22 protein-coding genes are annotated in these 21,866 nt (G+C 71.9%); 14 read left to right on the top strand and 8 right to left on the bottom strand.

The window, feature by feature from the left end; translation table 11 throughout:
- Positions 1-41: 41 nt before the first annotated feature.
- Together purQ and purS are read right to left on the bottom strand one after the other, a co-directional pair.
- Entirely contained in the window at positions 42-725 is a 684-nt protein-coding gene (purQ, locus tag ACLQ27_RS14150) for a phosphoribosylformylglycinamidine synthase subunit PurQ (protein WP_234583160.1), read from the bottom strand.
- Positions 722-985, bottom strand: a complete 264-nt coding sequence (gene purS, locus ACLQ27_RS14145; protein ID WP_007454310.1) for a phosphoribosylformylglycinamidine synthase subunit PurS — start codon at positions 983-985, stop codon at positions 722-724. The genes purQ and purS overlap by 4 nt, the downstream gene beginning before the upstream one ends.
- A 356-nt stretch (positions 986-1,341) precedes the next feature.
- Here purS and ACLQ27_RS14140 point away from each other — a divergent pair, with 356 nt between their 5' ends.
- Both ACLQ27_RS14140 and ACLQ27_RS14135 read left to right on the top strand, forming a co-directional pair.
- Positions 1,342-2,025 carry a S1 family peptidase gene (locus ACLQ27_RS14140; protein WP_425867079.1) on the top strand — a complete coding sequence of 228 codons (684 nt, stop codon included), beginning with the start codon at positions 1,342-1,344 and terminating at the stop codon, positions 2,023-2,025.
- A gap of 23 nt (positions 2,026-2,048) precedes the next feature.
- Positions 2,049-2,612: a YbjQ family protein gene (locus ACLQ27_RS14135; protein ID WP_234583158.1), complete on the top strand. Its 564-nt coding sequence runs from the start codon at positions 2,049-2,051 to the stop codon at positions 2,610-2,612.
- 101 nt (positions 2,613-2,713) lie between these two features.
- Here the strand turns inward: ACLQ27_RS14135 and purB are convergent, their stop codons facing one another.
- The gene (gene purB, locus ACLQ27_RS14130; protein WP_425867076.1) at positions 2,714-4,138 is read right to left on the bottom strand and encodes an adenylosuccinate lyase; all 1,425 of its coding nucleotides are present in this window, start codon (positions 4,136-4,138) and stop codon (positions 2,714-2,716) included.
- A 173-nt stretch (positions 4,139-4,311) separates the two neighbouring features.
- Between purB and ACLQ27_RS14125 the strand changes: the two genes are divergently transcribed.
- The gene (locus tag ACLQ27_RS14125; RefSeq protein ID WP_357491428.1) at positions 4,312-6,633 is read left to right on the top strand and encodes a PKD domain-containing protein; all 2,322 of its coding nucleotides are present in this window, start codon (positions 4,312-4,314) and stop codon (positions 6,631-6,633) included.
- A gap of 54 nt (positions 6,634-6,687) precedes the next feature.
- Here the strand turns inward: ACLQ27_RS14125 and ACLQ27_RS14120 are convergent, their stop codons facing one another.
- A complete protein-coding gene (locus ACLQ27_RS14120) occupies positions 6,688-7,980 on the bottom strand; it encodes an acetyl-CoA C-acetyltransferase (protein ID WP_357491430.1) in 1,293 nt (430 codons plus the stop codon).
- Between the two features lie 55 nt (positions 7,981-8,035).
- On the opposite strand from ACLQ27_RS14120, the gene ACLQ27_RS14115 reads away from it, so the two are divergent.
- The 6 genes from ACLQ27_RS14115 to ACLQ27_RS14090 all read left to right on the top strand — a co-directional run bounded on the left by ACLQ27_RS14115 (position 8,036) and on the right by ACLQ27_RS14090 (position 14,448).
- On the top strand, positions 8,036-9,382 hold the full coding sequence (locus ACLQ27_RS14115) for a 3-oxoacyl-ACP reductase (protein WP_425867074.1): 1,347 nt from the start codon (positions 8,036-8,038) through the stop codon (positions 9,380-9,382).
- Positions 9,382-10,419 (top strand): MaoC/PaaZ C-terminal domain-containing protein, encoded by a 1,038-nt coding sequence (locus tag ACLQ27_RS14110; RefSeq protein WP_357491434.1) that lies wholly within the window; start codon positions 9,382-9,384, stop codon positions 10,417-10,419. The genes ACLQ27_RS14115 and ACLQ27_RS14110 overlap by 1 nt, the downstream gene beginning before the upstream one ends.
- Positions 10,420-10,499: 80 nt before the next feature.
- Positions 10,500-11,252 (top strand): NUDIX hydrolase, encoded by a 753-nt coding sequence (locus ACLQ27_RS14105; RefSeq protein WP_425867073.1) that lies wholly within the window; start codon positions 10,500-10,502, stop codon positions 11,250-11,252.
- Entirely contained in the window at positions 11,249-12,220 is a 972-nt protein-coding gene (locus tag ACLQ27_RS14100) for a serine/threonine protein kinase (protein WP_425867071.1), read from the top strand. Before ACLQ27_RS14105 ends, ACLQ27_RS14100 begins: the two co-directional genes overlap by 4 nt.
- 9 nt (positions 12,221-12,229) lie before the next feature.
- Complete coding sequence (locus ACLQ27_RS14095) at positions 12,230-13,189, top strand: hypothetical protein (RefSeq protein ID WP_425867069.1); 960 nt, start codon at positions 12,230-12,232, stop codon at positions 13,187-13,189.
- Entirely contained in the window at positions 13,186-14,448 is a 1,263-nt protein-coding gene (locus ACLQ27_RS14090; RefSeq protein ID WP_357491442.1) for an adenylosuccinate synthetase, read from the top strand. Before ACLQ27_RS14095 ends, ACLQ27_RS14090 begins: the two co-directional genes overlap by 4 nt.
- Here ACLQ27_RS14090 and ACLQ27_RS14085 read toward each other — a convergent pair.
- Positions 14,436-14,948 (bottom strand): Lrp/AsnC family transcriptional regulator, encoded by a 513-nt coding sequence (locus ACLQ27_RS14085; RefSeq protein ID WP_425867068.1) that lies wholly within the window; start codon positions 14,946-14,948, stop codon positions 14,436-14,438. The genes ACLQ27_RS14090 and ACLQ27_RS14085 overlap by 13 nt on opposite strands.
- Positions 14,949-15,056: 108 nt before the next feature.
- Between ACLQ27_RS14085 and ACLQ27_RS14080 the strand changes: the two genes are divergently transcribed.
- Positions 15,057-16,028: an SMP-30/gluconolactonase/LRE family protein gene (locus ACLQ27_RS14080; RefSeq protein ID WP_357491446.1), complete on the top strand. Its 972-nt coding sequence runs from the start codon at positions 15,057-15,059 to the stop codon at positions 16,026-16,028.
- A gap of 59 nt (positions 16,029-16,087) precedes the next feature.
- Positions 16,088-16,708: a DedA family protein gene (locus ACLQ27_RS14075; protein ID WP_357491448.1), complete on the top strand. Its 621-nt coding sequence runs from the start codon at positions 16,088-16,090 to the stop codon at positions 16,706-16,708.
- A gap of 40 nt (positions 16,709-16,748) precedes the next feature.
- Here ACLQ27_RS14075 and ACLQ27_RS14070 read toward each other — a convergent pair whose 3' ends face one another.
- Together ACLQ27_RS14070 and ACLQ27_RS14065 are read right to left on the bottom strand one after the other, a co-directional pair.
- On the bottom strand, positions 16,749-17,390 hold the full coding sequence (locus ACLQ27_RS14070) for a response regulator (RefSeq protein ID WP_425867067.1): 642 nt from the start codon (positions 17,388-17,390) through the stop codon (positions 16,749-16,751).
- Positions 17,387-18,538, bottom strand: a complete 1,152-nt coding sequence (locus tag ACLQ27_RS14065; RefSeq protein WP_425867066.1) for a sensor histidine kinase — start codon at positions 18,536-18,538, stop codon at positions 17,387-17,389. The genes ACLQ27_RS14070 and ACLQ27_RS14065 overlap by 4 nt, the downstream gene beginning before the upstream one ends.
- A 134-nt stretch (positions 18,539-18,672) precedes the next feature.
- On the opposite strand from ACLQ27_RS14065, the gene ACLQ27_RS14060 reads away from it, so the two are divergent.
- Positions 18,673-19,374, top strand: a complete 702-nt coding sequence (locus ACLQ27_RS14060) for a DedA family protein (RefSeq protein ID WP_425867065.1) — start codon at positions 18,673-18,675, stop codon at positions 19,372-19,374.
- On the opposite strand, the gene ACLQ27_RS14055 is transcribed toward ACLQ27_RS14060, so the two are convergent.
- A complete protein-coding gene (locus tag ACLQ27_RS14055; protein WP_357491454.1) occupies positions 19,349-19,987 on the bottom strand; it encodes a TetR/AcrR family transcriptional regulator in 639 nt (212 codons plus the stop codon). The two genes, ACLQ27_RS14060 and ACLQ27_RS14055, sit on opposite strands and share 26 nt — an antisense overlap.
- Positions 19,988-20,055: 68 nt before the next feature.
- Here ACLQ27_RS14055 and ACLQ27_RS14050 point away from each other — a divergent pair, with 68 nt between their 5' ends.
- Both ACLQ27_RS14050 and ACLQ27_RS14045 read left to right on the top strand, forming a co-directional pair.
- The gene (locus ACLQ27_RS14050) at positions 20,056-20,508 is read left to right on the top strand and encodes an SCP2 sterol-binding domain-containing protein (RefSeq protein ID WP_234583143.1); all 453 of its coding nucleotides are present in this window, start codon (positions 20,056-20,058) and stop codon (positions 20,506-20,508) included.
- Position 20,509: 1 nt separating this feature from the next.
- Positions 20,510-21,724, top strand: a complete 1,215-nt coding sequence (locus ACLQ27_RS14045) for an acyl-CoA dehydrogenase family protein (protein WP_425867064.1) — start codon at positions 20,510-20,512, stop codon at positions 21,722-21,724.
- The last annotated feature ends 142 nt before the right edge of the window (positions 21,725-21,866 follow it).

The raw sequence follows: 21,866 nt of genomic DNA, 5'->3' as shown, positions 1-21,866 counted from the left end.
CTCCTCGCTGCGCTCGTGCCCGCCTGACCGACTGCTCGCGTTCACGCGGGCGCCCCCACCAGGTGCTTGAGGGCCGAGGTGAAGAAGCCCAGGCCGTCCAGCGAGGGGCCGGTGAGCGCCTCCACCGCGTGCTCGGGGTGCGGCATGATGCCGACGACGTTGCCGGCGGAGTTCGTGATGGCCGCGATGTCGCGCAGCGACCCGTTGGGGTTGCCGCCGACGTAGCGCGCGACGACCCGCCCCTCGGCTTCGAGCTGGTCCAGCGTCGCGGTGTCGGCGACGTAGCAGCCCTCGCCGTTCTTCACCGGGATGAGGATCTCCTGGCCGGGCTGGAACGCGTTGGTCCACGCCGTGCCGGCCGACTCGACGCGCAGGACCTGGTCCCGGTTGCGGAAGTGCAGGTGCTGGTTGCGGGTGAGCGCGCCGGGCAGCAGGTGCGCCTCGCAGAGGATCTGGAAGCCGTTGCAGATGCCGAGCACCGGCAGGCCACCCCGGGCGGCGTCCACGAGCGTCTCCATCACCGGGGCGAACCGGGCGATGGCGCCGCAGCGCAGGTAGTCACCGTAGGAGAAGCCGCCGGGCAGCACCACCGCGTCCACGCCGTGCAGATCCGGGTCACCGTGCCAGAGCCGGACGGGCTCGGCGCCGGCGATCCGGACGGCGCGGGCCGCATCCCCGTCGTCGAGCGAGCCGGGGAAGGTGACCACACCGACCCGGGCGGTCACGAGCGGGCGTCCGCGGTCTCGTCGGTCTCGACCAGGCGGACGGTGAAGTCCTCGATGACCGGGTTGGCGAGCAGCTTGTCGGCAATCTCCCGGGCCCGGTCCAGGTCCGGTTCACCGGTGAAGTCGATCTCGATGCGCCGGCCGATCCGCACTGAGGCGACGTCGCTGACGCCGAGCCGGGGCAGCGCGTTTGCGACGGCCTGGCCCTGCGGATCGAGGATCTCGGGCTTGAGCATGACGTCGACGACGACGCGAGGCACTGGGCACTCCTGACTGTGTACGCAGTTGGGTGCCGACCCACAACGGGCGAGCGCAGCCAGCGTACCTGGCAGATACCGCCGCGGACGCACCGGCCGGGCGCAGTTCAGGCAGTGATCCACATAACCGGCGGCGGGGGCGGCCGGCAGGGCGGGACAGGCGGCCCCAGCAGGGCATATACGGCGCGCTGGGTAGCCGAATCGTTACATTGGTTGATCTCGATGAGCTTCTTGAAAACGATGCTCGTCGGCCCTAGAGTACATCGACATGGCTCGATGCCAGTGGCGGCGGGGACCTCCCGCTGTCGCCACCGGGCACCCGGCGACCCCGGGCCCCAGCCCCTCCAAGGAGTCCACCGATGCGCGTTCGTCCCCTGCTCGCCCTGATCAGCACCGCGCTGGTCGGCGCCCTCGCCGCCGCGTCCGGCGCGTCCGCCGCCCCGGCCGGCCCCCAACCCATCATCGGCGGCGGCACCGTCTCGTCCGCCCCCTGGGCGGCCGCGGTGTTCAGCAACGGCTCGTTCACCTGCTCGGGCAGTGTGATCGCCGCGCAGTGGGTGCTCACCGCCCGACACTGCATCAACGGCACGATGTCGGTCCGGGTCGGCAGCGTCTACCGCGCCTCGGGCGGGGTCACCCGCACCGTCAGCGCCACCTACACCCGTAACGACCTGGCCCTCATGCGGCTCTCCAGCACCGTCAGCACCTCGGCGGTGTCCCTGGCCAGCAGCAACCCGCCGATCAACTCGACCAACTCGATCTACGGGTGGGGCATGACCTGTTACAGCGGGTGCGACGCCTCCAGCCAGCTCAAGACCGCCACCGTCCGGGTGACCAGCAACAGTGCCACCGACGCGTACGGCGGGCAGGCGATCCGCAGCACCCGGATCAACGGCAACGCCTGGCGGGGCGACTCGGGCGGGCCGCAGTTCTACAACGGCCAGCAGGTCGGCGTGGCCTCCACCGCCGACGGGTCGAGCATCCAGAACTACGGCAGTGTCGCGTACAACCGGGCCTGGATCACCTCGACGGCCGGTGTCTGACAGTTAGCGCCCGGTCGGCGCGGATGGTCGGCGGCGTGCCGACCGTCCGCGCCGCGTCGTTTTGCAGCATCCGATCAGGTGAACACGGCACACGATCGGGTCGCGCAACTCCTGACAGCATCGGAACCGTGCTGGTCGTGACGACAGAGCAACTGCCCGGCTACGAGATCCGCCAGATTCTCGGTGAGGTGGTGTCATCGATGGCCAGGACGCGCAACCCGTACCGCGAGGGTGTCAAGAACCTGCGCGGTGGCGCGTACGACCCGATGGCACCGGACAACCTGACCCGGTGGCGTACCGACTCGGTGACCCGCCTCGGCGAGGAGGCCCTGCGCCTCGGCGCGAACGCGGTGATCGGCATGCGCTTCGACAGCCGGGACTGCGGTGAGATGTGGATGGAGATCTGCGCGTACGGCACGGCGGTCATCGCCGTACCCACGATGTCCCCGGTCATGCCGGCCGACCAGCCGGCCGTGGCCGCGGAGACCGCCACCGACCCGGCCTTCGCGGAATCCCTCGGCGGCATCGCCGAACCGGCGAGCGCCCCCAACCTGAGAACAGCCGCAGAAACCCCCACCGGCGAGTAACCCCAGCCCGCCCCCGCCCTTGCCCGGTGATCAAGAGGTTTGCGTCATTCAGGAGATCAAAGATGACGCAAACCTCTTGATCACCGGGCAAGGCGGCGCGGTTACAGGATGGGCGGCGGGGAGTAGGTTGCCGCGTTCGGGTGGGTTTCCACGACCTTGGTGATGCGGCGGGTTATCGATTCCACCTGGGATCGTGCCGCTCCCACGAAGGCGGAGCGGTCCGCGACCAGGGTGTCGATGTCCGCGCGGGTCAGGCCCAGGCGGCCGTCCGCGGCCAGGCGGTCGAACAGGTCGTTCTCCGGGGCGCCCTTCTCGCGCATGGCCAGCGCCACGGCTACCGCGTGCTCCTTGATCACCTCGTGCGCGACCTCCCGGCCGACGCCGCGCCGCACCGCCGCCACCAGGATCTTGGTGGTCGCCAGGAACGGCAGGAACCGCTCCAACTCCCGGTTGATCACCGCCGGGTACGCCCCGAACTCGTCGAGCACCGTCAGGAAGGTCTGGAACAGCCCGTCGGCGGCGAAGAACGCGTCCGGCAGGGCCACCCGGCGGACCACCGAGCAGGACACGTCCCCCTCGTTCCACTGGTCACCGGCCAGCTCCCCGACCATCGACAGGTAACCCCGGATGATCACCGCGAAGCCGTTCACCCGCTCCGACGAACGGGTGTTCATCTTGTGCGGCATCGCGCTGGAGCCGACCTGACCCGGCTTGAAGCCCTCGGTGACCAGCTCCTGACCGACCATCAGCCGGATCGTGGTCGCCAGCGACGACGGCGCGGCGGCGGTCTGCGCCAGCGCCGACAGCACGTCGAAGTCCAGCGAGCGCGGGTAGACCTGCCCGACGCTGTCCAGCACCCGCGCGAAGCCCAGGTGCTCGGCGACCCGTCGCTCCAGCTCGGCCACCTTGTCGGCGTCGCCGTCGAAGAGGTCGAGCTGGTCGGCGGCCGTGCCGACCGGCCCCTTGATCCCGCGCAGCGGGTAGCGGGCGATCAGCTCCTCCAGCCGCTCGTACGCGATCAGCAGCTCCTCCGCCGCCGACGCGAAGCGCTTGCCCAACGTGGTGGCCTGCGCCGCCACGTTGTGCGAGCGGCCCGTCATCACCAGCTCGGTGTGCTCGTACGCCAGCCACGCCAACCGCGCCAGGGTGGCCACCACCCGGTCCCGGATCAGCTCCAGCGAGGCGCGCACCTGAAGCTGCTCGACGTTCTCGGTGAGGTCGCGGGAGGTCATCCCCTTGTGCACGTGCTCGTGCCCGGCCAGCGCGCTGAACTCCTCGATGCGGGCCTTCACGTCGTGCCGGGTGACCCGCTCCCGCTCGGCGATCGACGCGAGGTCGACCTGGTCGAGCACCCGCTCGTACGCCTCGACCACACCGTCCGGCACGGGCACCCCGAGGTCGCGCTGGGCGCGGAGCACGGCGAGCCAGAGCCGCCGCTCCATCCGGACCTTCTCCTCCGGTGACCAGAGGGCGACCAACTCGGGCGAGGCGTACCGGTTGGCGAGCACGTTCGGGATCGTCGTCACGTACCTCATTCTCTCCTACCCGGCGGTCCGGCCGGCCAGGAGGCCACCACGGGTGCCGGTGGGACCGCGTGGCCGTTTTGTCGCCCAGGATCGTGCGCTACCCACCGGTAGTGGATCATCTTTTCCCTCCGACTCCGGCGACGCCGGATCCTCCACCTCGACAGAGGGCACGCATGCGCAAGAATCTCCTCGCCGGTCTCACCGTGACCGCGGTGACCGGCGGCACCCTGTTGGCGACGGGCGGACCCGCCCAAGCGGTCGAACCAACGGATTTCTACGTCAAGAAGGCTGCCGCCAACTGCTCCGACCAGGGGCCCGGATCCGAAGCAGCGCCGTTCTGCACGATCGGTGCTGCCGCTGCCGTGGTGACCGCCGGCACGACGGTCTACGTCGACGCCGGCCTCTACGCCGAGCGGGTCACCGTCACCCGCAGCGGCACGCCGGAGGCGTCGATCGCCTTCATCGCCAGGACCTCCGGGGCGTCGGTCACGCTTGTCGGGCCGACCGCCGGCCTGGTCGTCGACGGGCAACACGACATCCACATCGAGGGGTTCAACGTCAGCGGGGCGGCCGACGTGCCAGCCCTCGACCTACGCAACGCCTCGAACATTTTGGTCGCGGGCGGCAGGTTCACGATGGCGGCCGTCGCGACGGTGCCCGCCATCCGACTCGTCGACGTGACGGGAGCGCTGCTGGAAGAGGTCAGGGCCACCGGAGCTGCCCTCCCCGGCGGGCTGACCATGGATGCTGCCACCAGCGGGGTGGTCGTCGACGACGTGCTGGTGTCCGCCACGCCGATCCAAGCCGCTACCGAGGGGAGCGTGGGCATCCGCGTCGACGGGCCACGCAACACCATCCTCGGCAGCGATGTTGGCGGCTTCTCCGGCCCCGCCATCGAGGTGGGCCCTGGCGCCTCCGACACGGTGGTGGCCAACAACCGAATTCTCGGCGGGATCGGTTACGGCATCCACAACCGCGGAGCCACGGGTACGGCCATCGCGAACAACGACATCCAGGATCGCTGCCTCGGCGGCGTCCGGATCGACGGGGCGTCCTCCCGCGTCTCGATCCAGAACAACGTGCTCCGCAACAACGGCGCCTTCTCCCAGGTCTACTGCGATCGACAGGCCCCCGTAGGAGTCGAGGTCGGGGTCTACGACGAGGCACCGGCCGGCACGGTGATCGAGTACAACAACGTCTGGCACTGGGCCGCGTCCGCGCCCAGCTACTCCTGGAACGGCACCCTGATGGGGCTCACCCGGTTCCGCACCGTTTCCGGGCAGGCCGCACACGACCGGGAAACGACGAGAAATCAGGACAACGTCGACTCGGCGAACTCAGCGGCACCCGGCTACCAGGAAGTCGACACCGCTGGCCTGTCACGTCGTGACGACCCGGCCGTGCCGAACACCGGCGCCGGCCCGATCACGTACGCCGACCGTGGCGCGACGGAGCCGGCCAAGCATCCGGTGTCGTCCTTCGAGGCGACCCTGGACCTCGGCACGAGCACGGTCAGCCTGGACGCCTCCGCCTCCCAGCCGGGCTTCGTCCCGATCGATCGATACGAGTTCACATTCGGCGACGGCACCTCCGTCAGCCAGGCGAGCCCGCGCGTCACACACAAGTACGCCACGCCGGGCACCTACGACGTCACCGTCAGCGTCAGCGGCGCCGACGGCCTGTCGGGCAGCAGCACCAAGAAGGTGAGCGTGCTGCGGCGGACGGCGACCGTGGGCTTGCTCGCCCTGTCCAACCTCCGCTACGTCGGCACCACCGCGCCGAACCTCCTGCCCAACCAGGTCGGGTTGACGGCGACCGCGCAGTACGACCTGGCGGACGCCGGCAACGGTCAGGTCGCCCTCCTGTCCCGGGCCAGCGGCCTCTACGTCACCCAGACTCCATCCGACCTGGCAACGCTGAACGCCACCAGCCAGCTGGTCGGCACCCTGGAAGCGTTCACGGTCGTCCGAAACAGCGACGGCACCGTCAGCCTCAAGGCGAGTAACGGGCTGTACGTCGCCGCCGAGCCCGGCGGAGCCGTCGCCCTGTCGGCCAACCGACCCGCCATCGGCCCCTGGGAGAAGTTCCACCAGGTGCCGGTCGCGGACGCGAACAGGTCTCTGAAGGCCAGCGTCAACGGCCGCTACGTCGTGGCCGAGAGCGCAGGTGCGAAGCCGCTGATCGCGAACCGGCCGACCGCCGGCGCGTGGGAGCGGTTCGACGTGGTCGACCTCGGCGCCGGTCAGGTCGGCCTCTTCGCCCGCGCCAACAACCGCTTCGTCACGGCCGAGAGTGCCGGCACCAAACCCCTGATCGCGAACCGGCCCACGGTCGGCGCCTGGGAGCGGTTCACCATGACCCGCAACAGCGACGGCACGGTGAGCTTCAAGGCCGTCGTCAACGGCCGCTACGTCACCGCAGACGGCGCCGGGTCGAAGCCACTGATCGCCAATCGCCCGGCCATCGGCATCTGGGAGAAGTTCACAGTCGGCTGAGCCGTCCACGACACACGACGCCCGCCCGGCACAGAACCGGGCGGGCGTCGCCCGTCAGCGCTCCAGGATCGCCGTCACGCCCTGGCCGCCGGCCGCGCAGATCGAGATCAACCCGCGTCCGCCGCCCTTCTCGGCCAGGAGCTTGGCCAGCGTCGCCACGATCCGCCCGCCCGTCGCGGCGAACGGGTGCCCGGCGGCCAGCGACGAGCCGTTGACGTTGAGCCGGTCGGTGTCGATCGCGCCCAGCGGCGCGTCCAGGCCGAGTCGGTCCTTGCAGAACTCCGGCGACTCCCAGGCGGCGAGGGTGGCCAGCACCTGCGAGGCGAACGCCTCGTGGATCTCGTAGTAGTCGAAGTCCTGCAGCGTCAGCCCGGCACGGGCCAGCATCCGGGGCACCGCGTACGCGGGGGCCATCAGCAGCCCCTCGTCGCCGTGCACGAAGTCCACGGCCGCCGTCTCGGACCAGCTGAACCAGGCCAGCACCGGCAGGTGGTGCGCTGCGGCCCACTCCTCGCTGGCCAGCAGCACCGTGGACGCGCCGTCGGTGAGCGGCGACGAGTTGCCTGCGGTCATGGTGGCGTGTTCGGCGTCCGGCCCGCGGGTGCCGAAGACCGGCTTGAGCGTGCCGAGCTTCTCCACGCTCGTGTCTGGGCGGAGGTTCTGATCGCGGGTGAGCCCCAGGTAGGGCGTCATCAGGTCGTCGAAGAAACCCCTGTCGTACGCGGCGGCCAACCGCTGGTGCGAGCGCAGGGCCAGCTCGTCCTGCGCGCGCCTGTCGATCTGCCAGCGCAGCGCGGTCTGGGCGGCGTGGTCCCCCATCGACAGGCCGGTACGCGGTTCGGCGTTGCGCGGGATCTCCGGCTTGAACGGCTGGAGCGGGCGCAGCTTCGCGGCGATCTTCATCCGCTGGCCGACCGTCCGGGCGGAGTTGAGTTTGAGCAGCGTGCGCCGCATCTCCTCGTTGACCGCGAGCGGCGCGTCGGAGGTCGTGTCGACACCGCCGGCGATGCCGACGTCGAGCTGCCCGAGGGCGATCTTGTTGGCGACGAGGATCGCGGCCTCCAGGCCGGTGCCGCAGGCCTGCTGGATGTCGTACGCGGTGGTGTGCGGGTCGAGCCGGGACCCGAGCACCACCTCGCGGGTGAGGTTGAAGTCGCGGGAGTGCTTGAGCACCGCCCCGGCCACCACCTCGCCGACCCGCTGCCCGGCCAGCCCGTAGCGGGCGATCAGACCGTCCAGCGCCGCGCCGAGCAGATCCGCGTTTGACGCGTCCGCGTAGCGGGAGTTGGAACGGGCGAAGGGGATGCGGTTGCCCCCGATGACCGCGACCCGCCGGATGCTCTGCACGATCCGCCTCCTCGACAAGTGTTGCTCGAACCCTACTCGCCAGTAGGCTACGCCCATGACCGACAGGTACGCGAGCTTCGTCCAATCGGCCGCCGGCCGCGCGCTGGTCAAGCGCCTCGGGCTGCCCGACCCGCCGCGACTGCGCCGACACCACCCCGGCGACCCGCTGCTGCCCGGGCCGGCGCTGCTCGGCGCGGCCGACGGCGGCCGGCTCGCCGAGCAGGTCACCACGATCCTGACCGCCGCCGGGGTCGAGCTGCGGGACACCGGCACGGCCGCAGCGCAGGACCGCTTCGGCGCCCTGGTGTACGACGCCAGCGGGATCACCGACTCGACGCAACTGCGCCAGCTCTACGACTTCTTCCACCCGCACGCCCGGGCCCTGCTGCCCAGTGGCCGGGTGATCGTGCTCGGCACCCCGCCCGGCGAGTGCCCGACGCCGCGTGCGGCGACCGCACAGCGCGCCCTGGAAGGACTGGTCCGCAGCATCGGCAAGGAGTTCGGTCGCGGCACCACCGCCCAGCTCGTCCAGGTGACCCGCGACGCCACCGGCACCGGCCTCGAATCGACAGTGCGGTTCCTCCTGTCCGGCCGGTCCGCGTACGTCTCGGGGCAGGTCATCCGGGTCGGCGCCGGCGGGGCGAGCGCGCCGGCCGACTGGGACCGCCCGCTGGACGGGCAGGTCGTGCTGGTCACCGGGGCCGCTCGGGGCATCGGCGCGGCGTTGGCGAAGGTGCTCGCCCGCGACGGCGCACAGGTGGTTGCCCTGGACATCCCGGCGGCCGGGGACGCCCTCGCCGCGGTGGCGAACGACATCGGCGGTACGGCAGTCCAACTCGACCTGACCGCGCCGGACGCGCCGACCCGTCTCGCCGACCACCTGGCCAGTCGGCACGGCCGGGTCGACGTGGTGGTGCACAACGCCGGCATCACCCGGGACAAGACGCTCGGCCGGATGGACGCCGACCGGTGGGACCAGGTCATCGACGTCAACCTGTCCAGTCAGGAACGCATCAACGACGTACTGCTGGAGCGGGAGCTGATCCCGGCCGGTGGGCGGATCATCGGCGTCTCCTCGATCGCCGGGATCGCCGGCAACCGGGGGCAGACCAACTACGCCACCAGCAAGGCCGGCGTGATCGGCCTGGTCGACTCGCTCGCCCCGGCCCTGCGTGACCGGGGGATCAGTGTCAACGCGGTGGCCCCGGGTTTCATCGAGACGCAGATGACCGCGCGCATCCCGCTGGTGGTCCGGGAGGCGGGCCGGCGGATGAACAGCCTGGCCCAGGGCGGGCTGCCGGTGGACGTGGCCGAGACGATCGGCTGGCTTGCCTGGCCGGCCAGCGGCGCGGTCAGCGGCAACGTCGTCCGGGTCTGTGGCCAGAGCCTGCTGGGGGCGTGATGGGCGAACGGAGAGAGCCGGACGACCTGTCGGTCCACGAGCTGATCGAGGGCCCGACCGAGATCCTGTCGTCCGAGACACTGGACGCGATCCGCCGGCCGCAGGCCCTCGACGCCGACGAGCGGACGCACGACCTGAGCGCGTCGGCGGCCCAGGTGACAAGCGAGCTCAGCGGCCACGGATCGGCCGGCCCGGGCAGCCGAGAGCGCGTCGAACTGCCCCGGATGCCCGCGCCCGGCGCGCTGTACCGGCGGGCCGCGCTCGGCGCGCTGCCCGGACTCGGTGGGCGGCGCGGGGCGGACCTGCCGGCGGTCGAGTTCACCGTGGCCGGGGTGCGGACCGACCGCGCCCACCTGGCCGACTACGACCGGGTCTGCGGGTTCCGGCTCACCGATCGGCTGCCCGCGACCTACCCGCACGTCCTGGGCTTTCCGTTGGCCCTGCGACTGATGACCGCGCCGGGCTTTCCCATCCCGTTGACCGGTGTGGTGCACGTCGGCAACCGGATCACCACGCACCGCCCGATCATGGCCGACGAGGCCCTCGACTTCACGACGTTCGCCCAGGACCTGCGTCCGCACGACCGGGGGCGGCAGGTGGACGTGGTGCTGGTCGGCTCGGTCGACGGCGAGGAGGTGTGGCGCGGCGTCTCGACGTACCTGGGTCGGGACCGCACACCCGGTGGGCGCGATCGGGGCGAGCGTCCGCCCGCGCCCACGGCCACGGCCCGCTGGCGGGTCGAACCCCGCGTGGGCACCGAGTACGCGCGGGTCTCCGGGGACCACAACCCGATCCACACCTCCCGGCTCGGGGCGCGGCTGTTCGGCTTCCGCCGGCCGATCGCGCACGGCATGTGGAGCAAGGCGCGCTGTCTCGCGGCACTGGAGACGCGGCTGCCGGACGCCTGCACCGTCGAGGTGGCGTTCAAGCTGCCCGTACCGCTGCCGAGCACGGTGAACTTCACCCTGCTGCCGGACGGGGCATTCGCCCTGCACGACTCGCGCGGCCGGCCGCACCTGGCGGGTCTCGTGCGCTGACGAGCGCCCCTCTTGGCAGGGGTGCTCGCATGCGCTAAGTTGTTCTCAGAGCGAGATAATCTCAAGATGAGAGAGACCCGATGAACGAGCAGGACTTCCTGGCCGCGTACGACCCGCGGGCCTACCCGTCGGTCGCCGTGACAGTCGACGTGGTGGCGCTGACCATCCGCGACGAAGCGCTGCACCTGCTGCTGATCCGACGCGGCGAGGCGCCCTTCGCGGGGCACTGGGCGCTGCCCGGCGGCTTCGTCCGCCCCGACGAGGACCTGGCCGCCGGCGCTCGACGCGAGCTGGCCGAGGAGACCGGGCTCGGCGGGGAGGCGCTGCGACGCGTACACCTGGAGCAGTTGGGCAGTTACGGCGCTCCGGACCGCGACCCGCGGATGCGGATCGTCTCGATCGCCCACCTCGCGTTCGCACCCGACCTGCCGGACCCGGCCGCCGGCACCGACGCCGACGAGGCGATCTGGCTGCCGGTGACCGCGCTGACCAGCCGGCAGCTCGCCTTCGACCACAACCGCATCATCGACGACGCGCTGGAGCGGGCCCGGTCCAAGCTGGAGTACACGCCGCTCGCCACCCGCTTCCTCGCCGCCGAGTTCACGATCAGCGAGCTGCGCGCCGTCTACGAGACGGTCTGGGGGCACCCGCTGCACGCCGGCAACTTCCACCGCAAGGTGCTTTCCGTGCCGGGGTTCGTGGAGAGCACCGGCGCCAGCACCGAGCGCGGCGGTGCCCGAGGCGGCCCACGCGCACGGCTCTACCGGGCCGGCGACGCCCGCCTGCTGCACCCGGCGCTGCTGCGCCCCGCCCGCGAGGAGACCGTGCGGTGAGGGCCACCGAGGCCATCGGCCTGGTCGCGGCCGCCCGCACCGACGCCGACCTGTTCGGCGCCGACCAGCCGGCCCGCCGCTACCGCGAGCTGGTCGCGGCCCTGCACCCCGACCGCCTGCCGGCCGACCCGGCGGTACGCGCCGAAGCCCTCGACGCGTTCATCCACGTCACCACCCGGTGGCAGGCCCGGCAGGTCACAGTCCTCGGCGACTACCGCCTCGGCACGCCGGCTCACTCGGGTGACCTGGCCGACCTCTACGACGTGGGCGACGACCGGCTGCTCAAACTCCCCCGACGGCCCACCGACAACGACCTCATGGCCCGCGAGGCGCACGCCCTGCGCACCATCGCCGAGCGCGGCGACCCGCGCTACCTGCCGTACGTGCCTCGGCTCGTCGACGAGTTCGCGCACCGCGACGCCACCTCCGGTGCCGAACGGCGGATCACCGTGCTCGCCACCGCGCCGGGCCTGCACGACCTCGACGAGGTGCGACACGCGTACCCCGACGGGTTGGACGCCCGGGACGTGGCCTGGATGTGGCGGCGGCTGCTGGTGGTGCTCGGCCTGGCCCACCGGGCGGGCGTGGTGCACGGCGCGGTCCTGCCGCGACACGTGCTGATCGAGCCGGCCGCACACGGCGTGGTGCTTGTCGACTGGTGCTTCTCCGCGCCCGTCGGCAGCACGATCCCGGCCATGGTGCCCGGCCACCAGGACTGGTATCCGCAGGAGGTCCCCGGCAAGCGGCCCTGCGGCCCGGGCACCGACATCGCGATGGCCAGCCGCTGCATGAGCTGGCTGATGGGCCCGCGCGCGCCCCGCGAGCTGCACGCCTTCGCGCAGGGTTGCCGGCAGCGGGCCCTGGACGCCCGACCGGACGACGCCTGGGCACTGCTGCGCGAACTCGACCAGGTGTTGGAACGGCTCTACGGGCCACGCACCTTCCGACCCTTCACCCTCACCCCCTAAGGAGCTGTCATGGGCAGTGGAATCTGGTCCACCGACGTGTACGACGCCGCCGACCGCTACCGCCGGTCCACCGGCCGGAGCGCCTTCTCCTACAGCGACAGCGGGGCGCGCACCGTGCACCCCGCGCTCGACCCCCGCGACGCGAGCCGGGAGAGCCGGGACTCCGACGAGCACCCGCGATCGACGCCCATCGCTGTGCTCTTCGACGTGACCGGCTCCATGCGCAGGGTGCCGCGCGCCCTGCAGACCAAGCTGCCGCAGCTGCTCGGGCTGCTGCAACGGCAGGGGTACGCCAGCGACCCGCAGATCATGTTCGGCGCGATCGGCGACGCCACCTGCGACCGGGTTCCGTTGCAGGTAGGCCAGTTCGAGTCGGACAACCGGATGGACGACGACCTCGGCCGGATCGTCCTCGAAGGCGGTGGTGGCGGGCAGATGAGCGAGTCGTACGAGCTGGCCCTGTACTTCATGGCCCGGCACACCGTGACCGACAACTGGGAGAAGCGCGGCCGGCGCGGCTACCTGTTCATCATCGGCGACGAGCTGGCGTACCCGCAGGTGAAGGCTCGTGAGGTGGCCGGGCTGATTGGCGACAACCTCGCCGAAGACGTGCCGCTGCGGCAGGTCGTCGACGAGGTGACCCGCCGCTGGGACACCTACTACCTGCTCCCCGCCGGCAGCCACTACGCCGGCAACGCCAAGGTGCTCGACTTCTGGCGGGACCTCTTCGGGCAGAACGCCGTGGTGCTCGACGACCTCGACGCCGTCTGCGAGACCATCGCGCTCACCATCGGCCTCGGCGAGCAGGCCATCGACCTGGACGAGGGCCTTCGCCACCTGGACCACGCCGGCTCCCGCGCCACCGGCACCGTCTCGAAGGCCCTGGCCCGCCTCGGCCGGGGGCGGCGGGCCGAGGTGTCGACGCTGCCCGCGTTCACCGACACCACCGGCGGGGTGACCCGGCTGTGAATCACGTGGCGGTGGTCGACCTCGGCTTCGGCGACGCCGGCAAGGGCACGGTCGTGGACTGGCTCTGCGCCACCCGCCCGGTGCACACGGTGGTCCGCTTCAACGGGGGCGCGCAGGCGGCGCACAACGTCGTACTACGCGACGGGCGGCACCACACGTTCGCGCAGTTCGGCGCGGGCACGTTCCATCCCGGTGTCGGTACGCACCTGTCCCGGCACGTCGTGGTGGACCCGCTGGCACTGGCCGCCGAGGCCGACCATCTCGCCACGATCGGGGTGCCCGACGCGCTCGACCGGCTGACCGTCGACGCCGACGCGCTGCTCGCCACCCCGTACCACCGGGCCGCCAACCGCGCCCGGGAGATCGCCCGGGGCGCCGACCGGCACGGCTCCTGCGGGCTGGGGGTGGGTGAGGCCGTCGCGTACGGTCTCGCCCACCCCGACGACGCGCCCCGCGTCGCCGACTGCCACCGCCCCGCGCAGCTGCGCCGCCGGCTGACTGCCCTGCGGGACCGGCTGACCGCCGAGCTGGGCCCGCTGGACGCGCCACCTGTCGATGACTGCCTGCCCGCGTTCACCGGGTTCGCCGGGCGGGTCGCCATCGTCGACGGGAGCTGGCTGGCCGGGGCGCTGCGTGCCGGGACCTGCGTCTTCGAGGGCGCGCAGGGCGTGCTGCTCGACGAGTGGCACGGCTTCCACCCGTACACGACGTGGAGCACCACCACGTTCGCCAACGTCGACAGCCTGCTCGCCGAGGCGGGCCGGGCCGGCGACCTGACCCGGCTCGGGGTGCTGCGGATCGTCACCACCCGGCACGGGGCCGGCCCGCTGGTGACCGAGGACCCGAGCCTGGCGCTGACCGATCCGCACAACCCGACGAACCCGTGGCAGGGCCGGTTCCGGTTCGGCCACTTCGACGCGGTCGCCCACCGGTACGCCCTCGCCGCGGCCGGGGGCGTGGACGGCCTGGCCCTGACCCACCTCGACCTGGCCGGCCCCGACCTGCGGATCTGCCGCCGCTACGACACCACCGACCGGCTCGACCCCGGCCCACCCGGCGACCTGGACCGCCAGGCCGCGCTCACCGACCGCCTGCTGCGCTCCCGCCCGGTGTACGACGACCCGCCGGCGGACTGGGCCGAGGCGGTGGGGGCGGAGCTGGGCACACCTGTGGTGCTGACCTCGCACGGCCCCACCGCCGACGACAAGGTCCCGCACGGCCCGCTGCTCACCCCACCGGCGCTGGTTCACTCGGTCTGACGACTGGGGTCCGGACGCGGTGGCGCATCCACCGGGCGCGGTTTGTCGGGCTTCTCGACCACGCTCACCGGGCGTTCGAAGAACGTCTCCAGCACGACCATGGCCTGGGTGCCGGTTACCCCGTCGACGCCGAAGATGCGGCGCAGCGCCGCTTGCAGGTCTTCGGTGGTCGCGGTGCGGATCTTCACCAGCAGGGACGCCGCACCGGCGATGATGTGCGCCTCCTGGATCTCGGGGATGGCCACAAGCGCGTCCCGGGTAGGGGCGTCGCCCATCCAGGAGTCTGCGCTGACCAGCACGAAGGCCGACACGCCACGGCCCACGGCGGCCGGATCGACGTCTACGGTGCTCCGGCGGATCACGCCTCGTTCGCGCAGCTTGCGTACCCGCTCATGGGCCGAGCCGGCGGACAGACCCACCGCGCTGGCCAGCGTCGCGTAGGACTGGGTGGCGTCGCGCTGAAGCTGCGTTATCAGCGCGCGGTCGACGTCATCTACCACCGGGACACCTTACTGAATATGATTCGGGAGGAATTCCCGTTGACCATATCAAGTATGGCAGAGATATGATTCTGCCGAATGAGCCCCCGGCGCTTGGGAGGCGCAGCGATGGTCGACACTGTTCCCGCCGAATTCCGCCTGCTGGACGAGCGGTTTCGCAGCTGCGACGGCGACTTCGTTGTCGAACGGCTACACAGCGGCGCACGTAAGACGGAAGGGCCGGCCTACTTCCCGGCGGGCCGCTACCTGGTGTGGAGCGACATCCCCAACGACCGACTGCTGCGCTGGGATGAGACCACCGGCGCCGTCGGTGTCTACCGCCACGGCTCGGGCTACGCCAACGGCAACACCGTGGACCGTCAGGGTCGGCTTGTCACGTGCGAGCAGGGCAACCGGCGGGTCACCCGCACCGAGCACGACGGCACGGTCACGGTGCTCGCCGACCGGTTCCACGGCAAGCGGTTCAACAGCCCCAACGACGTGGTCGTCCGCGCCGACGGCACGATCTTTTTCACCGACCCCAGCTACGGCATCCAGGGCGACTACGAGGGCAACAAGGGCGACAGTGAGTTCGGCGGGGCCTGCTACGTGTTCCGCCTGGACCCCGCCACCGGCGACGTACGCGTCGTGGCGGACGACTTCTCCCGCCCCAACGGCCTGGCGTTCTCTGCCGACGAGCAGCGGCTCTACATCGCCGACACCCGGCAGGAGCCCAGCCACATCCGCGTCTTCGACGTCACGGCCGACGGCACCCTCGGCGGCGGAAAGATCTTCGCTGAGTGTGACTTCGGACGGTTCGACGGCCTCCGTCTCGACCATGTCGGGCGGGTCTGGGCGGCAGCCTGGGACGGCGTGCACTGCTTCGACCCCGACGGCACCCTCATCGGCAAGCTGCTGCTACCCGAACCGGCAGCCAACCTCACGTTCGGCGGCCCGAAGCGCAACCACCTGTTCGTCACCGCCGGGACCTCGGTGTACACGCTGCGAGTCACCTTCAACGGCGCCCACTACCCGCCAGCGACGCAACTCCCCCCGGACGCCTCGTCGCCCATGACAGCGACGGTGGCAGCGCTCGGCTGACCAGTCGGCAATGTCGGCGAAGCGGCACCGACCGCCGCCGAGCCCCCGAGCATGGGGGCATGGACGTCCTGCTCGACCTCCTCCGTGGGACGGTCACGTCGCCGTGGGTCTACCTGTTGATCTTCGGGCTCACCGCTGTCGACGCGTTCTTCCCCGCGGTGCCGGGCGAGGCCGCGGTGATCACCGCCGGGGTGCTCGCGGCGAGCGACGGGCACCCCAGCCTGACTCTGGTGATCGTGAGCGCCGCCGTCGGCGCGCTGGTCGGCGACCACATCTCCTACGCCATCGGTCGCGGCGGCGGGGCACACCGGCTGGCCCGGCTGCCCGACGGCAGCCGGCGGCGGGCCGGCTCCGACTGGGCCCGCCGGGCCGTGGACCGGCGCGGCGGCGTCATCCTGACCACCAGCCGCTACGTGCCGGGCGGCCGGACCGCGGTCACCCTCACCATGGGCGCGGTGCGCTATCCCCGCCGGGCGTTCCTGCTGTACGACAGCATCGGCGCGGTCACCTGGGCGCTGTACTGCGGGCTGCTCGGCTACTTCGGCGGGCTGGCCTTCGAACGTGAGCCGGTGAAGGGCGTACTGGTCGGTGTGGGGGTCTCGCTGATCATTACGTTCGGGCTGGAGGGAATCCGTTGGCTGCGCCGTCGAGCGCACCGCCGGGCCGCCGCCCGCCGCTGACAGTCACGCGGTCGTCCGCTGCGTCGCCGCCCGGGACGCCTCACAGCAGATCGGCATCGTGCACCAGGATGGCCAACTGCACCCGGTTGCCCGCGTGCAGTTTCGCCAGTGCCCGGCTGACGTGTGCCTTCACTGTCGCCTCGCTCATCGTCAGCCGTCGGGCGATCTCCGCGTTGCCGAGCCCCCGAGCCACCTCCCGGACGATCGCCAACTCCCGCTCGGTAAGCGGCGCCAACCGCTCCCGGGCCGCGTCCCGGCGGGCCGGACCACGCTCGGCGAACGAGCTGATCAGACGGCGGGTCACCGTCGGGGCGAGCATCGCGTTCCCGGCGGCCACCGTCCGGACGGCGGAGGCCAGCTCGCGGGGCGGGGTGTCCTTGAGCAGGAAGCCGACCGCGCCGGCCCGCAGCGCCTGGTGCACGTACTCGTCGAGGTCGAAGGTGGTCAACATGATCACCTTCGGGCCGGCGGCGACCACCTCGGGCGCGACGGTCAACCCGTCGACGCCCGGCATCCGCACGTCGAGCAGCACCACGTCGGGGCGTAACCGCCTGGCCTGCTCCAGCGCGCCGACGCCGTCGGCCGCCTCGCCGACGACGGTGATGTCCTCGGCGGCCTCCAGGATCAACCGCAACCCGGCACGAACCAGTTGCTCGTCGTCGACCACCACCACCCGGATCACGCCGCACCCGCCAGCGGGATCAGGGCCCGGACCAGGAAACCACCGTCCACGGGAGCTGCCTCCAACCGGCCGCCAAGCAGTTCCACCCGCTCACGCAGCCCGAGCAGCCCCTGCCCGGCACCGGGCAGCGCCGACGTCCCCTCGGACGGGCCGTTGCGGACCAGCACCTCCAGCCCGTCGGGCAGATAGCGCAGGCAGACCGTCGTCTCGGCGTCGGCCGCGTGCTTGCGCACGTTGGTCAGCGCCTCGCGGACCACCCGGTACGCGGTGCGCCCCAGCGTCGCGGGTAGTGCCGTCGGCACGCCCTCGTCCTGCCGGGACACCCGGAGCCCGGCGGCACGGGACTCCTCGATCAACTCGTCCAAGGTGTCGAGCCCTCGCTCCGGCGTCACCGCCGGGTCGGTCTGGCGCAGCACACCCAGCACCTCGCGCAGGTCGGTGAGCGCCTGCCGGCCGGTCGTCCGGATCAGCGCGGCGGCCTCGACGGTCCCCGGGTCCACGGCGGTCACCTCCAGCGCGCCGGCATGCACCACCATCAGCGAGACCCGGTGTGCCACCACGTCGTGCATCTCCCGGGCGATCCGGGTCCGCTCCTCGGCGCGAACCCGGTCGGCGCGCGCCTCCTGCTCGCGTTCCAGCCGTTCGGCGCGGTCCCGCAGAGCGGCGAGCGTGTCCTGACGGGCCCGCACCCAGAGGCCGAGGACCAACGGCAGCCCGACCAGACAGGCGGCGAGCAGCAGCACGTTGCCGCTGGTGGCGGTGGTGATCCGGCGTACGCCACCCACCGCCAGGCCGACCAGCACCCCACCGGTCAGCACCAGTGCCGCACCGGCGAGGTAGCCGGCGAGTTGGCGACCGCGTAACCGCAGACCCGCCTGGTACGAGGCCAGCACCCCGGCGGCCGCCGCGGCGAGCACCAGCCAGCCGACCGCCGCGGCCAGGAACAACGGCCAGCGGCGAGTGCGGATCATGCCGGCCGCCCCCGCCGAGCCCAGCGCGATCAGCAGCACGACCGCGCCCGGCAGCGGCGAACGGACCCCGATGTCACCTGTCGCGCTGGCCCAGACGGCCGCGGCGACCAGGACGGCGAGCATCTGCGGGGCGTACCGGTGGACGACCCGCCGGAGGGCGAGGGCGCTGGAGGCCACCCAGCGAGCCTAGGGCTCAACCGGCCGATCGCACCGGCCCGTGGCGCCGGACCCGGGTGAGGTGGGGGATGACCCCGACGCGCGGTCCGGGCCGGCCGCTACCTAAGTAGTGCCGCCCACCTGACCCTTGGCCGATGGCAGCGGCCGCCGCCCGCACGAGCATCGGGATCATGGATCTGCTGGCCCTGCTGCACGACACGATGTCCTCGCCCTGGGTGTACCTGGCGATCTTCGCGATCGCCGTGCTCGACGGCTTCTTCCCGGTCGTGCCGAGCGAGACGGCAGTGATCACGGCCGGGGTGTTCGCCGCCTCGGGAGCGCCGTACCTGCCGGCGGTCATCGTGGTGGCCGCCGCCGGCGCGCTGGTCGGCGACCACGTCTCGTACGCCATCGGGCGGGGCGGTGGAGGGCGACTGCTCGACCGGCTGCCGTCCGACGGTCGACGCCGGGCCGCCATCGACCGGGCCCGGCGGGGGATCGCCACCCGGGGCGGTCTGATCCTCACCGTGGCCCGCTACATCCCGGGCGGCCGGACCGCGGTCACCCTCACCATGGGCGCGGTGCGTTATCCCCGGCGACGGTTCCTGGCCTTCGACGCGCTGGCCGCCGGCTCGTGGGGGCTCTACTCGGCGCTGGTCGGCTACGTCGGCGGGCTGGCCTTCGAGCAGGACCCGCTGCGTGGCCTCCTGCTCGGTCTGGGCCTCGCCCTGACGGTGACTGTGGTCGTCGAGGTGGTTCGCTGGCTCCACGGGCGGCACCGCGCGGCGCGGGCCGGCGAGCCGGGCACCGACGCTGCCTCCGTCGGGACCGTCAGTCGGCCGGCGGACGCCAGGTGACGCCGTGCAGCAGTTGGGCGGCGCCGAGCCAGGCCACGTTCATCATCCGGGTGGCCGTCTTCTCCGGGTCGGCGTCCGGGTGGTCGGCGAGCCAGTCGGCAAGTGACTCGGTCGCGCCGACCAGGGCGTACGCGACGACCTCCAGGTCGATGGCGGCGATCTCGCGGCCCTCGGCGCGCAGCGCGTGGTCGAGCATCCCGGCGACCACCTCGACCAGCCGGGCCCGCATGCTGGCCAGCTCTCCGGCGAACGGCTGCTCGCCCCGGGCCTGCCGGTAGAGCACCGCCCAGCCGTCGCGGTGCGCGCCGACGAAGCCGAAGAACGCCCGCAGGCCACGCCACAGCCGCTCGTCGGCCGGCAGGTCGGGGGCGGCGGCGCCGGCGATGGCCTGCATCATCCGGGTGCCCTCCCGGTGCAGGCAGGCGACGAACAGCTCTTCCTTCGTCCCGAGGTACGCGTACACCATGGGCTTGGAGATGCCGGCGTCCTCCGCGATCTCGTCCATGCTTGCGGCGTGGAAGCCGCGCCGGGAGAAGACCTTCACTGCCGCGTCGAGCATCTGCTGCTCGCGGACGGCGCGGGGCAGGCGCTTGAAGGCGGGGACACTGGACACCTTGCGAGCATACCTACTCGTGCGTAGGGTTACGCGCGAGTAGCCAAATCTTCCGGAAGGCACATCTCATGACTGACTTCGACCCGGCCACCTTCGCCAACGTCGGCCCCAAGGAGTTCGCCCAGCTGGTCAAGTCCACCCCGGACGACAAGATCGCCCAGGTGATGTCCGGTGACCTGCGCGGCAAGGTCCTCGGTGAGGTGTTCGGCCGGATGCCGTCGCTGTTCCGCGCGGACCGGGCCGGCTCCACCAACGCGGTCATCCACTGGATCATCACCGGTCGTCCGGACGGCGGCAGCGACACCTACGAGGTGGTCATCGCCGACGGCAAGTGCGAGGTGAACGAGACTCCGCAGCACGACCCGAAGCTGGCCCTCACCATGGGCCCGGTCGAGTTCCTGAAGATCGTCTCCGGTGGCGCCAACCCGGTGATGATGTTCATGACCGGCAAGCTGAAGGCGAAGGGCGACCTCGGCCTCGCCGCCAACATCGCCAACCTGTTCGACATCCCCAAGGCCTGACATGGCTGAGTTCTCGCTTGACCTGAACGAGGAACAGCGGGATCTACGCGACTGGGTGCACGGCTTCGCAGCCGAGGTCGTGCGCCCGACCGCCGCCGAGTGGGACGAGCGCGAGGACACCCCGTGGCCGGTGATCCAGGAGGCCGCGAAAGTCGGCCTCTACGGCTTCGAGTTCCTCGCCACCTGCTGGGCCGACCCGACCGGGCTCTCCCTGCCGATCGCCAGCGAGGAACTCTTCTGGGGTGACGCCGGCATCGGCCTGAGCATCTTCGGCACCTCGCTCGCCGTCGCCGCCATCTACGGCGCCGGCACCCCCGACCAGATGGTCGAGTGGGTGCCACAGTGCTTCGGCGACGTGGACTCCCCGGCCGTCGCCGCGTTCTGCACCAGCGAGCCCGAGGCCGGCTCCGACGTCGGCGCCATGCGCACCCGGGCCGTCTACGACGAGGCCACCGACGAGTGGGTGCTCAACGGCCAGAAGGCGTACGCCACCAACGGCGGCATCGCCGGCGTGCACGTGGTCACCGCCTCGGTCGACCCCACGCTCGGCTCCCGGGGCCAGGCCGCGTTCGTCGTACCGCCCGGCACCCCCGGCCTGGCCGCGACCCGCAAGCTGCGCAAACTCGGCCTGCGCGCGTCCCACACCGCCGACGTCTTCCTCGACGAGGTACGCGTACCCGGCCGCTGCCTGCTCGGCGGCCGCGACGCCCTGCTGGAACGCCTGGACCGCGCCCGCTCCGGGCAACGGGCCAGCGGGCAGGCCGCGATGCGCACCTTCGAGCTGTCCCGACCCACCGTCGGCGCGCAGGCGCTCGGCGTGGCCCGGGCCGCCTACGAGTACGCGTTGGACTACGCGAAGGACCGGGTCCAGTTCGGACGGCCGATCATCGAGAACCAGGCTGTCGCGTTCGCGCTTGCCGACATGCGGATGGAGATCGACGCGGCCCGGCTGCTGGTCTGGCGGGCCTCCTGGATGGGCCGCAACAACCGCCCGTTCACGGCGGGCGAGGGCTCGATGTCCAAGCTCAAGGCCGGCGAGGTGGCGGTGTCGGTCACCGAGAAGGCGGTGCAGCTGCTCGGCGGGGCCGGCTTCCTGCGCGACCACCCCGTCGAACGCTGGTACCGCGACGCCAAGATCTACACCATCTTCGAGGGTACGTCCGAGATCCAGCGACTGGTGATCTCCCGGGCGATCTCCGGCACGCAGATCCGCTGAGCCTCCGGTCAGCCACCCCCTGGCCCGACCGCCGGCCGGGCCAGGGGCGGCGTCCTACCTATCCGTGCCGTCTTCGTCACCCCACGCCGATGCTGGCTGGGCCTGGTGCCGCGTCGGGTGCATGATCAAGGAAGAACGCCCT

It is taken from the genome of Micromonospora sp. DT63, assembly GCF_049841615.1.
In the GTDB taxonomy this organism is placed as follows: domain Bacteria; phylum Actinomycetota; class Actinomycetes; order Mycobacteriales; family Micromonosporaceae; genus Micromonospora.
This window is presented reverse-complemented; position numbering and strand designations above follow the sequence as displayed.